Source organism: Brevundimonas sp. GW821-FHT12C05 (assembly GCF_058807475.1).
Genome location: NZ_JBXAQS010000001.1, coordinates 1,193,233 through 1,206,703 on the forward strand (window position 1 = coordinate 1,193,233; position 13,471 = coordinate 1,206,703).

Here is a 13,471-nt window from a genome sequence, read left to right on the forward strand (position 1 = left end):
AGGAAAAGGCCCTCGTCCAAGACGGGGGCCTTTTTTGTCAGCGGCCGCTCGCGACCACGAAATTCCTGACCCGGGGCGGGGTTGGGGGCGCCGGCGGGGCCGGAGGCGCGGGCGGCGCGATGCGGACGCCGGAGATGCCGCGGCAGGTCCGGGCGGTCAGCCGGCCCGGCAGGCGGGTGTTGGCGTCGCCGCAGGCCCGGCCGACCTGCTCCTGCGTCAGGCCGTGAGCCCCCGACAGGTCCGCGCCGCGGATGTCGGCCCGGTTCATCTCGGCGTCGTTGAAGTTGGCGCCGGCGAACTGGCCGCCCGTCAGCCGCGCGCCGTTCAGCTCGGCGCCCTGGAAGGAAACGCTGCGGAAGTCGCCGTTCGACAGGTTCGACATGCCGATCTCGGCGCCGGTGAAGTTGGCGTTGCGAGCGCTGACATTGGCCAGGGTCGCGGCGTTGATCTCGGCGCCGGTGAAGTTGGCGTTGGTCATGACCGCGCCGTTCATATTGGCGCCGTTCAGCTCGGCGCCGGTGGCGTCGGCCCGGTCCATGCGGACCCGAACCATGGTCGCGCCCATGGCCGAGACGCCGGTCATGTTGGCGTTGGAGAAGCTGGCGCCCGTGAAGTTGGCCCCGACCAGTTCGGCGCCGGACAGGTTGGCGCGGCTGAAGTCGCTGCCCGAGAAGTTGGAGCCGACCAGCTCGGCGCCGCGCAGATCGGCGCCCACGAGGGTGGCGTTGGTGAAGCTGGCGCCGGTGAAGGCCGCGCCCGCCAGGTCCCGGCCCGACAGCTCGCACCGATTGCAGGACCCGCCCAGCGAGACCATCCGGGCCACATCGCGATCCTGGAACTGCAGCTGGATCTCAGCCGTCGCCGGAGCCGCGGCGCACAGGGCGGCGGAGAAGGCCGCGCCGGAGACACCGGTGACCATGACGCGACGGAGGAAGGAGTCGGCAATCTGTTTCACGCCACCTTCATGCCGCCAAACCTCGAAGAACCCTACTTAAATCGCCGTAACGTCAGTGGCGGTTCAGCAGCGCGAAATGGACAGGCCGGCCGGCAGCCGCGTGGCCTCGTCTCCGCACGCCTGATTGAGCCGGGACTGGCTCAACCCCGTCGCCCGGACCAGCGAGGCGCCGGAGAAATTGGCTCCCGTCAGGGTCGCCCCGGTGAAGTTGGCGCCTTCCAGATAGGCGCCCACGAAGCTGGCGTTGGTCAGGTTGGCCCCCGAGAAGTTCGAGCTGGAGAAGACCCCGCCGTAGGCCTCCACATCGCGCAGGTCGGCGTTGGAGAAGCGGGTGCGGTTCATCACCGACAGGCTGAGATCCGCCTGGCGCAGGCGCGCGCCGGACAGGTTCAGGCCGTTGCGCTCCAGCCCCGACAGGGGCGCCTGGAACAGGTTGCAGCCGGAACAGCTGGCGCCGCCGCGCACGCTGGCGATCTGGCCGGCGTTCTGGGCTACGGCGGGCGAGGCGAGGGCGGCGACGAGGACCGCGGCGGTCAGGAACAGCTTCATCTCAGGCTCCGGCGCTCTGTTGAGCCTGGGCAGCCTCGCATGAAATCGTTGATTTAACCCTGCATCGAGGGCGCGGCCCCGCACGTGTCGCAGATCCAGCCCGCGCCGCGTTCCTGAAGGGCCAGGTCGCCGCAGGCGGGGCAGGCCGTCGCTTCGCCCGGGACAGGGGCGGCGGGCGTGGGCGCGACCTCCTTCTTCTGGCCGAAAGGCAGGACCACCAGGTTGTCAGGCGCCGCGCCGCGGGCGAAGCCCTTGGAGATGAAGCGGGCCGCCGGCACCGCTTCAGCGACCTCGCCGTCGCCGCCCCCCAGGCCGTCGCCCGGCCCGGCGTCCGCATTGGCCAGCGCCTGCCGGTCCAGATAGGACACGCCCAGCTCGCGGAAGATGTAGTCCAGGATCGAGGTCGCCGACTTGATCGAGTCGTTGCCCGTGACGCGGCCGGCCGGCTCGAACCGGGTGAAGACGAAGGCGTCCACGAATTCGTCCAGCGGCACGCCGTATTGCAGGCCAATCGAGATCGCGATGGCGAAATTGTTCATCAGCGAGCGAAAGGCGGCGCCTTCCTTGTGCATGTCGATGAAGATCTCGCCGAGCTCGCCGTCCTCGTACTCGCCGGTGTGGATGTAGACCTTGTGGCCGCCCACCGCCGCCTTCTGGATATAGCCCTTGCGGCGGTCGGGCAGCTTGCGGCGGGTGCGGTCGCGCTCGATGACCTTCTCGACCACGCGCTCGACGTTGCGGACCTCGGGCTCGCGGCGGCGCTCGCGGTCCTGACCGGCGCTGTCGGGCAGGTCCAGCAGCGGTCCGGCGGGCGGCGCGACGCGGCGCAGGCGGACGGCGCGGCGGCCGTCGCGGGCGGCGTCGGCCAGGACACGGGCCGCCTGGGCCGGAGTGGCGTTCCAGTCCAGCGCGACCGGCGCCAGGTCCGGCGCGCCGCTGAACGGCTCCAGCGCGGCCCGCAGGCCGGTCTCGAAGCCGGCGGGATCGGTCAGAACCGACGACAGGGCCTCGGGCGCGCCCGTCCAGCCCTCCAGGTCGCCGTGACCGAAGGCCCAGGCCCCGGCGGCGGCGATGTCTTCGTCGGTGAAGCCGAGGCGGGCCAGCAGATCGTCCTCGGCGGCGTCCTCGATCCCCAGCACGTCGCGCAGGAAGCCGGCGTCCAGCACCGGGGCCCGGAAGGCGTCCTGGAGCCGCTCGACCTGGGCCAGGGCCAGTTCGACGCCCTCCAGCTCCACATCGGTGAAGCCGTGGGCGCGCAGGGCCGCGTGATCGACGCCCGACGCGCCGGCCAGCGAGCGGCGGCCGAGCAGATGTCGTTCGGCGTCCTCGACCTCGCCGCCGTCGGCCTCGATCCGCCGGGCGAGGGCGGGCCTCAGGCGGGCGACGGTCTCGCCGTCGGCGGTCTCGAACCGGTCCAGCGCGGTCAGGGGCGAGGCGCCCAGACGCAACATCGCCTCGCGGTCGTCGATGAACAGGCCGGAGGCGCCGGCTTCGGCGACGATGGCGGCCAGCTCCGCGGCGCGGGCCAGCGGATCCGCCACGCCCTCGACCAGCACCAGGTCCGCCAGGTCCGCCAGTCCGACGCTCACCGGAACCGAACCGCCGTCCGACAGAGCCGTGGTCCACAGTCCGGACAGGTCGGCCAGCGCCGCCTCGAAGCCGTCGCCGGCGAGGCCGCGCAGGGCGGTCAGGGAGATCAGCGCCCCGGCGCCGCGGGCGGCCTCCGCGGCCAACTCCGCCGTCTCGGGGTCGAAGGTCAGGATCAGATCGCCGTCCAGCGCCCCTTCGGCGGCCAGAACGGCCTCCGGCGCGCCCGAGGCGATCAGGCCGCGATCCGCGACGGCGGTCCATGGCGCCACAGGGCGGGCGGGCAGGGGCGCGGCCTCGAATGATTCGCCCGCGACGGCCCGCAGGATGTCGGCGTCCGAGGCCCCGGCCCGGCGTGCGGTCATCGCGGCCCGGGCCAACGCCGGGTTGATGGCCGGATCGGCGCAGTCGCCGCGCGGTCCCTCGCAGCGGCTGACGGCCTCGCTGACGGCGGCCAGGGCGGCGGCCACGGCGTCGACGGCTCCGGCCGCGAGACGCAGGGCGCGGCGCCGCGCGGTTTCAGCGGTCAGCAGGCGCGCGGCGGCGGGATCGGACAGGGTCAGGGCGTCCCCGGCGGCCACCGCCTGCGGCCGGGCGGGCGTGGCCAGGCCGAGGCGCAGGGTGGCGGCCAGCTCGGCGGCGAGGGTCTCGTCGGGCGCCTGACGGGCGGCGAAGGCGTTCGCGGCCTCGACGATCAGGTCCTCGCCGTCCAGCGGCAGGCCTTCCGCCGCGGCCCAGTCCAGCCAGGCCTCGGCCCGGGCGTCGGACCAGTCCTCGGGGGCCAGGACATCGATCAGCCGCCCGCCACGCTCGATCTCGCGCACGGAGCGGCGAACGGCGGAGGCGAGGACGGCGAAGCGAGGCTGGGGACGCATGAAGGTCTCGAGGCGGCTTTTACCGATGCTAGCGGTTGAAACCGGTTCCTCGCAATAAATCTGGCGTGTCGCATCAAGGTTACCCCCAAGATGTTGAGTTTCGCCGCCGCCGCGTTCCGCTGGACGGAAGCCTTCGCGGTTTCTATGATCAGCGTCGCTGTCGCCGGGGTGTTCCGGGCGGCACGAGACGAGTGGAATTCCCGACGTGCTAGGCAGAATCTTCGGTTGGACCAGCGGCGCCACCATCGGCACCTTCTTCACCATCGCCAAGCGTGGCGAGAAGATCGGGACCGACGAATTCGGGAACACCTATTACCAGTCGCGCGACAACGTCAGCTATGACGGCCGCAAGCGCCGCTGGGTGATCTACAACGGCTATGCCGACGCCTCCAAGGTGCCGCCCGAGTGGCACGGCTGGATGCACTACACCTACGACGAGCCGCCGACCGTGGAGCCGCTGCCGCGCCGGTCGTGGGAAAAGGATCACCTGCCCAACCTGACCGGCACGCCGATGGCGTGGCGCCCGCAGGGCTCGCTGGCCGCCGAGGGCCAACGCCCGGCCGCGACCGGCGACTATGAGGCCTGGCGTCCGGAATGAAGCGTCGCGGGCTCATCCTCGCGGGCGTGACCGCCGCGGCGATCCTCGTCGCCGGCGTCGTCGTGGCGTCCGCGTTGAACGACCTGCCCCAGGACGCCCGTCCCGTGGATCCCACGGCCGAGTTGAATCGTCAGCCGACGCCGCAGACGACCCCGCCCGCCGAGCCGGCCCCCGAGGCCGCGCCGGCGCCCGCCGCACCGATCGCCATCACCCCGCCCGGACCGGTCGTCGTCGCCCCCGTCGCCGAAGAGACCGACGCCGAGAAGGCGGACGAGGAAAAGGCGGACGAGAAGGCCGAAGTCCGGGGCGAGCCCTCGACCACGCCGGGCCGCCGCCAGCGCCGCCGCGTCGCCATCGTCGAGGCCGTCGACAAGATCACCGCCGAACGCATGCGCTTCGAGGTCGAGGTGGGAGGGCGTCCCGTCCGCTTCCAGCGCACGCTGATCTTCACCGCCCGCGCCTGCGAGGTCTCGGCCTCGGATGAACAGGTCGGCGACTCCATCGCCTATCTGGAAGTCAGCCTCCAGCCGCGAGGCGTCGTTCAGACCGCCGCGCCGCGCCAAATCTTCCGCGGGTGGATGTTCGCGTCCGCGCCGGCCGTGAACGGCCTGCAGCACCCGATCTACGACGCCTGGGTCGTCGGCTGCAGGGCGTAGAAGACCGCTTCCGCCCCCGTCATCGGCTCGAACAGCGAACGGACCTCGGGCTGCACGCGCAGCGCCGCCTTCAACTGCCGCAGATAGGCCGCCTGCGGCGTCTCGACCGCTCCGAACTGGCTGAGGTGCTCGGTCAGGAACTGGGCGTCCAGCAGCCGCCAGCCGCCGCGCTTCAGCCGCCCCACCAGATGCACCAGCGCCACCTTTGAGGCGTCGCGCTCGCGGCTGAACATGCTCTCGCCGAAGAAGGCACCGCCCAGGGTCACGCCGTACAGGCCGCCGACCAGCCGCTCGTCGCGCCAGACCTCGACCGAATGGGCGTGCCCGCGGGCCTGAAGCGCGATGTAGAGCCGCCGGATGGGCGCGTTGATCCAGGTGTCCTCACGGCCGGGCATGGAGGCGGCGCAGGCGTCCAGCACGGCGCTGAAGGCGGTGTCGACCCGCACCTGGACCGGGGTGGAGCGCACGGTCTTTCGCAGCCGGGTGGGAATGTGGAAGCCGTCCAGCGGGATGACGCCGCGCTGGTCAGGTTCGACCAGGAAGACGCGCGGGTCGTCGCGCGCCTCGCCCATGGGGAAGACGCCGGTGGCGTAGCAGTTCAGCAGTTCGTCCGGCCCGAAGCCGCCGAAGGGGGATGAGGCGCTGAAGCCCGGTTCCTCCACCGGGGCTAGGCTTCGCCCTTCTGGCGCTTGGCCCAGTTCTCCAGCCAGTGGATGTCGTAGTCGCCGGACAGGATGTCGGGCTCCTGCAGCAGCTTCTGGAACAGGGGAATGGTGGTGTCGATGCCGCCCACGACCATCTCGCCCAGCGAACGCTTCAGGCGCGCGATGCACTCCTCGCGGTCGCGGCCGTGGACGATCAGCTTGCCGATCAGGCTGTCGTAATAGGGTGGGATCGAATAGCCGGCGTAGATGGCGCTATCCAGCCGCACGCCCAGGCCGCCGGGGGCGTGAAAGTCGGTGACCGTGCCCGGCGAGGGGGTGAAGGTCTCCGAGTTCTCGGCGTTGATGCGGCATTCGATGGCGTGGCCGTTGAAGGTCACATCCGACTGCTTGAAGCTGAGCGGCAGACCGGCGGCGATGCGGATCTGCTCGCGCACCAGGTCGACCCCGGTGATCATTTCCGTAACCGGATGCTCGACTTGCAGGCGGGTGTTCATCTCGATGAAGAAGAACTCGCCGTCCTCCCACAGGAACTCGATGGTGCCGACGCCCAGGTAGCCGATGGCGGCGATGGCCTTGTTGACCGTCTCGCCGATGGCGGTGCGTTCGGCCGACGACAGGGCGGGCGAGGGGGCCTCTTCCAGGATCTTCTGGTGGCGCCGTTGCAGCGAGCAGTCGCGCTCGCCCAGGTGGACGACGTTGCCGTGGCTGTCGGCGATGACCTGCAGCTCGATGTGGCGCGGCTTCTGGAGATAGCGCTCCATGTAGACGGCGCCGTTGCCGAAGGCGGCCAGGGCCTCGGACTGGGCGGTCTGGACCGCTTCGACCAGGTCATCGGCGGTCAGGGCCACCTTCATGCCGCGTCCGCCGCCGCCGGCCGAGGCCTTGACGATCAGGGGGAAGCCGATGGTCTTGGACGCCTCGATGGCGGCCTCGACGGTCTCGACCTCGCCCTTGGAGCCCGGAACGACGGGAATGCCCGCGTCCATCACGGTCTGCTTGGCGGTGATCTTGTCGCCCATGACCCGAATATGCTCGGGCTTGGGACCGATGAAGGTCATGCCGTGGGCTTCGACGATCTCGGCGAAGCGGGCGTTCTCGGACAGGAAGCCGTAGCCGGGGTGGATCGCCTGGGCGCCGGTGATTTCAGCCGCCGCGATGATCGACGGGATGTTCAGGTACGACTTGGCCGCCGGGGCCGGGCCGATGCAGACGCTCTCGTCGGCCAGCCGCACCCACATGGCGCCGCGGTCGGCCTCGGAGTGCACGGCGACGGTGGAGATACCCATCTCCTTGCACGCGCGGTGGATCCGCAGGGCGATTTCACCGCGGTTCGCGATCAGGACCTTCGTGAACATGGCTTACGCCTCGAGCAGGACGAGGGGTTCGCCGAACTCGACGGGCTGGGCGTCGCCGACCAGCACTTCCCTCACGACGCCGTCGCGGGGAGCCTGGATCGGATTCATCGTCTTCATGGCCTCGACGATGAGCAGGGTCTGGCCCTTCTTCACCTTGTCGCCCGGCTGGACGAAGGGCGGGGCTTCCGGCGAGGCCTGGAGGTAGGCGGTGCCGACCATCGGCGACTTCACCTCTTCGCCCGACCGGGCGACGATGGTGGCCGGATCGGACGGCATGGCGGCCGGAGCAACGGCGGCGGGCGCGGCGGCGACCGGGGCGGCCTGGGCCGGAGCGGCGGCGTATTGCATCACCGGGGCGGCTTCGCGCGCCACGCGGATGCGCAGCTCGCCACGCTCGACCTCGATCTCGGTCAGCGAGGTGTCATTCAGGATGTCGGCCAGCTGCCGCACCAGGGTGGTGTCGATCTCGGCTTCGTTCTTGAGCTTGGGGGCGGTCGTCTTCGGATCGGCCATGGGAGCCTCTTGTTGTCCTTTAAACCGAACGGTCAGCGGACCGGCGGCGTTCCTGCGCCAGTCCGAGGGCGGCCTTGACCGCCAGTTCGTAACTCATCGGGCCGAAACCCGAAACCACGCCGGCGGCGATCGCCGACACATAGGTGCGATGCCGGAAGCGCTCGCGCGCGGCCGGATTCGACAGATGACATTCGACGATCGGAACCGTCAGCGTTTTCAGGGCGTCCAGCAGGGCCACCGAGGTGTGCCCGTAGCCGGCGGGATTGATCACAAGGGCGTCAGCCTTCTCGCGGGCCTCTTGGACCCAGTCGATCAGTTCGCCCTCGTGATTGGTCTGGCGGAACACCACGGTCGCGCCCTGGGCGGTCCGTTCGCACAGCGCCTGAACGTCCGCGAGCGTCTCGCGCCCGTAGATTTCAGGCTCTCGGACCCCAAGCAGGTTGAGGTTCGGGCCGTTCAGGACGTAGAGGACAGGACTGTCGGGCATTCGCTCGCGAAGGTGACGTTCCGACCGGAATCGGACCGGCCTTTTAGCTCAGGCGTGGCCGCAAGCAAGCCGCGCGTCCCAAGAGAGTGACGCAAGGTCATGCAAATCCAGGTCAACGGCGAGCTTCGCGAGGTCCAAGCGGACACCATCCTGACCCTCGTGGAGGAGCTGGGGCTGGATATCCGCAAGGTCGCCGTGGAGCGCAATCTCGAGATCGTGCCCCGCTCGCGGCACGGCGTCACGGCCCTGGCCGCCGGCGACCGGATCGAGGTCGTCCAGTTCGTCGGCGGCGGCTGAGTCGGGCCTATTTCGGCGCGCAGACCCCGGCGTCATAGGGACCGACGGTGCGGATGACCTCGTTTTCCGTCGGTTCGATGCGGCGGCCCGAGATCTGGCTGTCCAGCACCCGACGCAGCAGGCTGTCCAGGCGGCTGACGACGTAGCATTTCACCTCGGGCGTCGCGTGCGGATTGCCCACGCCGCTGTCGTCGGTGAGGAACAGATAGCGGCTCTGGGTCGCGGCGGCGGCGGCGCGCAGGACGAATTCGGCCCGATGACCCACGCCGCTGGCGGCGACAGGCGTGATCTGGATGCGGCGCGCCCGGGCCTCCTGCACCTGCTCCCAGGTGGCGGCGATGCGGTCGTCGTGGGGCGGAGCGTCGGCGACCAGCACGACCGAGCGTACGGCGTTGTCGCGCCACGGATAGTCCAGCGCCCGCGTCAGGGCCTGGTCCATGGCCTCCGGATAGTCGCCGCCGCCGTCGGCCCTCTGGGCTTCCAGCTGGCGCACCAGTTCGTCGATGTTCCCGGTGAAGGGGAAGTCGCGGACCACATACTGGTCGCCGTTGTCGCGATAGACGATCAGGCCGATGCGGGTGTCGACGCGCGGGTGGCGCTCGGCCAGCGAGGCCATGATCGAGGCCAGCTCGCGCTTCAGATACTCCATCTCATCGCCCATGCTGCCGGTGGCGTCGATGACCAGCAGCAGGTCGAAGGCGCGCACCTGGGCGGCGCGGGCGGCGGTGCGAATCTCCAGCCGGCGATCCGGTCCGACGGTCAGCCGACGGGTCGCGCCGTCGACGGTGACGTTCGCCGTGCGGCCGAGCTGGTCCAGGCCGGGGAACAGGACCACGGTCCCGTCCGCCAGGGTGCGCAGGCGAAGGGGCTCGCCCTGCGGCCGCGACACCGAAACCTCCACGAAGGGCGCGGGACGGCCTTCGGCGTCGCTGACCGCGATGGTGATGGCCTGGCGAGTGTCGACCCATGGCAGGCTCACGCCGCCTTGGTCCTGCAGGTAGCGGCCGACATAGTCGGCGTACCAGGTGGGGTTCAGCAGATCGTCATAGTCGCCGGCGGTCAGAAGGCCGGCCTGCGGCGGACGCGGCTGAGCGGGACGGGTGCTGCGGTCGGGCGTGGCGACCGGCGTGGGCGCGGCGATCCGGGCGTCGTCGACGTACCCGACTCCGGCTTCCCCCTCGCGGCGGATGCGGCTGCCGGACACCACGACGTCGTCGACCGAGGTGGCCGCCTCGCCGACCACGGCGGGGCGTGACGGCGCGGGCGGAGAAGGCGGAGGAGGCGGGGGAGGCGGAGGGGCGATCGCGGGCGGCGGCGCCATGTCCGGTCCGCCGGCGGTGCTGCAGCCGATGACGGTGATCGCCGTGGAGGCCAGCAGGATCGCGACGGCGCTCCTGGCGACGAGGGACCTGATGCGCATGACGACACTCCTTCACAGAACAACACGTGATCCCAGTCACACATGCCGGCGGCGCGATGAAAACTGACGAAAGGCGCCGGGACCTGATGCGTGCGACGGAATGTGATCGGCGTCCATCCGGCGCGCACGGTTTTGTCCGGAACCGTACGGCGGGCGAGGTGTTGCGCTCCCGAATCCCTTGCCACGCTGGAGTGTTTTCATGTCCGTCGAGCGCAAACCGGGAGGCCTCGCCGGAGGCCTGATCACGGCCCTCGGGGTCATTTTCGCCCTCATCGGCCTGACCCTGACCATCGGCGGCGGCTGGCTGATCGGACTGGGCGGCTCCTGGTACTACCTGCTGGCGGGACTGGGGTTGCTGGCCAGCGGGGTCCTGCTGATCCGGCGCAGTCTGCTGGGAGCGTGGATCTACATCGGCGTCTTCGTGCTGACGGTGCTCTGGGCGCTGTGGGAGGTCGGAATCGACGGCTGGGGCCTGGTGCCGCGGGTGATCGCGCCCGCCGTGCTGCTGGCCCTCGTGCTGGCGGCGCTTCCGGCCCTGTGGCCAGGGCGCGGCAAGGTCTGGGCCGCCGGCGGCGCGGTCGGGCTGCTGGCCCTGCTGATGATCGGCGGCGTCGCCTCGGCCAATGCGGCCAAGATCCATGTGCAGTCTGAGCTTCCCGCCGCGCAGGCCGTCGCCTCCAGCGATCCGGACGCCATCCCGGTCGGCGCCGACTGGCCGGCCTTCGGCGGCAGCTACCACGCCCAGCGCTACTCGGCCCTGACCCAGATCACGCCCGAGAACGTGGGGCGGCTGGAGCGGGTGTGGAGCCTGCACACCGGCGACCTGCCCGGCGACCGGCCCGGCGCGCAGAACAAATACGCCTCCGAGAACACGCCGCTGAAGGTCGGGAACACCCTCTATATCTGCACCGGCAAGAACATGGTGTTGGCGGTGGACGCCGCGACCGGGCGCAACATCTGGAAGCATGACCCGCAGGTCAGCGACGACAACATCCCCTATACGGCGGCCTGCCGGGGCGTGAGCTATTATGTCGTGCCGAACGCGGCTCCGGCCGATCCCTGCGCTGCGCGGATCATCTGGGGCACGCTGGACGCCCGCCTGATCGCCGTGGACGCCCGCACCGGCCAACGCTGCGCCGGCTTCGGCCAGAACGGCCAGGTCGATACGTCCGAGCACATGGGCAAGCTGATCCCCGGCATGGTCTCGATCACCTCGGCCCCGACCATCGTGCGCGGCGTCGTCGTGACCGGGCACCAGATCCTGGACGGTCAGTACCGGCAGGCGCCCTCGGGCGTGATCAAGGGCTTCGACGCCGTCACCGGCCAGCTGCGCTGGGCCTGGGACATGATGCGTCCCGACATCAACACCACCCCGCCGGAAGGCCAGATCTACACCCTGGGCACGCCCAACATGTGGACCACGGCCTCGGGCGACGAGCGGTTGGGGCTGGTCTATCTGCCGCTGGGCTCGACCGCCGCCGACTATGTCAGCGCCGACCGCACCGGGCCCCAGCTGGACTACGCCACTTCGCTGGTGGCGCTGGACGTGACGACCGGCAAGCCGCGCTGGCATTTCCAGACCGTGCACCACGACGTCTGGGACTATGACCTCGGATCGCAGGCGACGCTGGTGGACTTCCCCACGGCGGCGGGCGCGGTCCCGGCGGTCGTGCTGCCGTCCAAGCAGGGCGACATCTATGTGCTGAACCGGGCCACCGGCCAGCCCATCACGCCCGTGGGCCAGCTCACCGCGCCGCGGGGCGGCGTCGAGCCGCAGATGCGCACCCCCACCCAGCCGGTCAGCCGCTATCACACCCTGCGCCGTGAGCACGACCTGAACGAGCGGCAGATGTGGGGCATGTCGCCGATCGACCAGATGATCTGCCGCATCCAGTTCCGCAGCGCCGCTTATGAGGGCTTCTACACCCCGCCGACGGCCGACCGGCGCTACATCCAGTATCCGGGCTACAACGGCGGTTCGGACTGGGGTGGCATCGCCATCGATCCGGCCCGCGGCGTGATCGTGGCCAACTACAACGACATGCCCAACTATAACCGGCTGGTGCCCCGCGCCGAGGCGGACCGGCGCGGCTGGGTCCCGCGCGGCGAACCCAACGCCCGCAAGGGCGGGGCCGAGGGCGCGGGCGACCCGCAGGCGGGCGCGCCCTATGCGATCAGCGTCAACGCCGGCTGGCGGATGCCCTTCACCGGCCTGCTGTGCAAGGAGCCCCCGTACGGCGGCATCCGCGCCATCGACCTGCGCACGGGCCGGACCATCTGGGACCGTCCGCTGGGCCAGGCGACCAAGAACGGGCCGTTCGGCATCCCGTCCATGCTGCCCATCGAGATCGGCACGCCCAACAACGGCGGCGCGGTCGTGACGGCGGGCGGCGTGATCTTCGTGGCGGCGGCGACGGACGACCTGATCCGCGCCATCGACCTGAAGACGGGCAAGACCCTGTGGTCGGACAAGCTGCCGGGCGGCGGCCAGGCCGGGCCGATGGTCTATGAGGTCGGCGGCCGCCAGTTCCTGGTCATCGCGCCGGGCGGGCACCACTTCATGGAGACGCCGGTGTCAGACGAAGTGATCGCCTACGCGCTGCCGAGGGGCGCGTAAGGGTTCAAACGACGCGCCCGAGGGCGTAGGGACGGGGACATGAACGCTCATGTCCCCGTTTCCGTCTCCGAAACCGCCGACAGCTGGACCGTCGCCGGCCGGACCTTCAACAGTCGCCTGATCGTCGGCACCGGCAAGTACAAGACCTATCAGGAGAACGCCGACGCGGCCGAGGCCGCGGGCGCCGAGATCGTCACCGTGGCGGTGCGCCGGGTGAACCTGACCGATCCGAACCAGCCGATGCTGGTCGACTATGTGAAGCCCGACCGCTTCACCTTCCTGCCCAACACCGCCGGCTGCTTTACCGGCGAGGACGCGGTGCGGACCCTGCGTCTGGCGCGCGAGGCGGGCGGCTGGGACCTGGTCAAGCTGGAGGTCCTGTCGGACACCGCCCACCTGTATCCGGACATGATCGAGACCCTGCGGGCGCTGGACCTGCTGGTGAAGGACGGCTTCCAGGTCATGGTCTACTGCACCGACGACGTGGTCATGGCCAGGCGGCTGGAGGAGGCGGGCGCCGCCGCCATCATGCCCGCCGCCGCCCCGATCGGCTCGGGCCTGGGCATCCAGAACCGGGTCAATGTCCGCCTGATCGTGGAGCAGGCCAAGGTGCCTGTGCTGGTCGACGCGGGCGTCGGCACGCCCTCGGACGCCGTCCTGGCCATGGAGCTGGGCTGCGACGCCGTGCTGATGAACACGGCCATCGCCGGGGCCAACGATCCGATCCTGATGGCGTCGGCCATGAAGCACGCGGTCATCGCGGGGCGGCAGGGCTATCTGGCCGGACGCATGCCCCGGCGGATGTACGCCAGCGCCAGTTCGCCTCTGTCGGGACTGATCTAGCCGGACGGGTTGGCGGAATCCCCGCCGCCCGCTAGAGCATCGCTCTTCTCTCGA

The 13,471-nt window shown here is 70.5% G+C and carries 13 protein-coding genes; 5 read left to right on the plus strand and 8 right to left on the minus strand.

Features of this window, described 5'->3' with window-relative positions:
- Positions 1-37 precede the first annotated feature (37 nt).
- The 3 genes from AC1RRF_RS05545 to AC1RRF_RS05555 all read right to left on the minus strand — a co-directional run bounded on the left by AC1RRF_RS05545 (position 38) and on the right by AC1RRF_RS05555 (position 3,966).
- The gene (locus AC1RRF_RS05545; protein ID WP_492833463.1) at positions 38-955 is read right to left on the minus strand and encodes a pentapeptide repeat-containing protein; all 918 of its coding nucleotides are present in this window, start codon (positions 953-955) and stop codon (positions 38-40) included.
- A 63-nt stretch (positions 956-1,018) separates the two neighbouring features.
- Positions 1,019-1,504: a pentapeptide repeat-containing protein gene (locus tag AC1RRF_RS05550; protein ID WP_492833464.1), complete on the minus strand. Its 486-nt coding sequence runs from the start codon at positions 1,502-1,504 to the stop codon at positions 1,019-1,021.
- Positions 1,505-1,557: 53 nt separating this feature from the next.
- Entirely contained in the window at positions 1,558-3,966 is a 2,409-nt protein-coding gene (locus AC1RRF_RS05555; protein WP_492833465.1) for a TSCPD domain-containing protein, read from the minus strand.
- A 205-nt stretch (positions 3,967-4,171) separates the two neighbouring features.
- On the opposite strand from AC1RRF_RS05555, the gene AC1RRF_RS05560 reads away from it, so the two are divergent.
- Together AC1RRF_RS05560 and AC1RRF_RS05565 are read left to right on the plus strand one after the other, a co-directional pair.
- Positions 4,172-4,564, plus strand: coding sequence for an NADH:ubiquinone oxidoreductase subunit NDUFA12 (locus AC1RRF_RS05560; protein ID WP_492313200.1), 393 nt, complete (start codon positions 4,172-4,174; stop codon positions 4,562-4,564).
- The gene (locus tag AC1RRF_RS05565) at positions 4,561-5,220 is read left to right on the plus strand and encodes a DUF2155 domain-containing protein (RefSeq protein ID WP_492833466.1); all 660 of its coding nucleotides are present in this window, start codon (positions 4,561-4,563) and stop codon (positions 5,218-5,220) included. The genes AC1RRF_RS05560 and AC1RRF_RS05565 overlap by 4 nt, the downstream gene beginning before the upstream one ends.
- On the opposite strand, the gene aat is transcribed toward AC1RRF_RS05565, so the two are convergent.
- The 4 genes from aat to AC1RRF_RS05585 are packed head-to-tail and all read right to left on the minus strand — an operon-like array spanning position 5,187 to position 8,240.
- Positions 5,187-5,882: a leucyl/phenylalanyl-tRNA--protein transferase gene (gene aat, locus AC1RRF_RS05570; protein ID WP_492833467.1), complete on the minus strand. Its 696-nt coding sequence runs from the start codon at positions 5,880-5,882 to the stop codon at positions 5,187-5,189. The two genes, AC1RRF_RS05565 and aat, sit on opposite strands and share 34 nt — an antisense overlap.
- Before the next feature lie 5 nt (positions 5,883-5,887).
- Positions 5,888-7,240: an acetyl-CoA carboxylase biotin carboxylase subunit gene (gene accC, locus AC1RRF_RS05575; protein ID WP_492833468.1), complete on the minus strand. Its 1,353-nt coding sequence runs from the start codon at positions 7,238-7,240 to the stop codon at positions 5,888-5,890.
- 3 nt (positions 7,241-7,243) lie between these two features.
- Positions 7,244-7,753, minus strand: a complete 510-nt coding sequence (gene accB, locus AC1RRF_RS05580) for an acetyl-CoA carboxylase biotin carboxyl carrier protein (protein ID WP_492833469.1) — start codon at positions 7,751-7,753, stop codon at positions 7,244-7,246.
- Between the two features lie 19 nt (positions 7,754-7,772).
- On the minus strand, positions 7,773-8,240 hold the full coding sequence (locus AC1RRF_RS05585; protein WP_492313195.1) for a type II 3-dehydroquinate dehydratase: 468 nt from the start codon (positions 8,238-8,240) through the stop codon (positions 7,773-7,775).
- A 99-nt stretch (positions 8,241-8,339) separates the two neighbouring features.
- Between AC1RRF_RS05585 and thiS the strand changes: the two genes are divergently transcribed.
- Complete coding sequence (thiS, locus tag AC1RRF_RS05590; protein WP_492833470.1) at positions 8,340-8,537, plus strand: sulfur carrier protein ThiS; 198 nt, start codon at positions 8,340-8,342, stop codon at positions 8,535-8,537.
- A 7-nt stretch (positions 8,538-8,544) separates the two neighbouring features.
- Here thiS and AC1RRF_RS05595 read toward each other — a convergent pair whose 3' ends face one another.
- Positions 8,545-9,957, minus strand: coding sequence for a vWA domain-containing protein (locus AC1RRF_RS05595; RefSeq protein WP_492833471.1), 1,413 nt, complete (start codon positions 9,955-9,957; stop codon positions 8,545-8,547).
- 199 nt (positions 9,958-10,156) lie between these two features.
- Here AC1RRF_RS05595 and AC1RRF_RS05600 point away from each other — a divergent pair, with 199 nt between their 5' ends.
- Both AC1RRF_RS05600 and AC1RRF_RS05605 read left to right on the plus strand, forming a co-directional pair.
- Positions 10,157-12,574 carry a membrane-bound PQQ-dependent dehydrogenase, glucose/quinate/shikimate family gene (locus AC1RRF_RS05600; protein ID WP_492833472.1) on the plus strand — a complete coding sequence of 806 codons (2,418 nt, stop codon included), beginning with the start codon at positions 10,157-10,159 and terminating at the stop codon, positions 12,572-12,574.
- Between the two features lie 39 nt (positions 12,575-12,613).
- Positions 12,614-13,417 (plus strand): thiazole synthase, encoded by an 804-nt coding sequence (locus tag AC1RRF_RS05605; RefSeq protein ID WP_492833473.1) that lies wholly within the window; start codon positions 12,614-12,616, stop codon positions 13,415-13,417.
- Positions 13,418-13,471 lie beyond the last annotated feature (54 nt).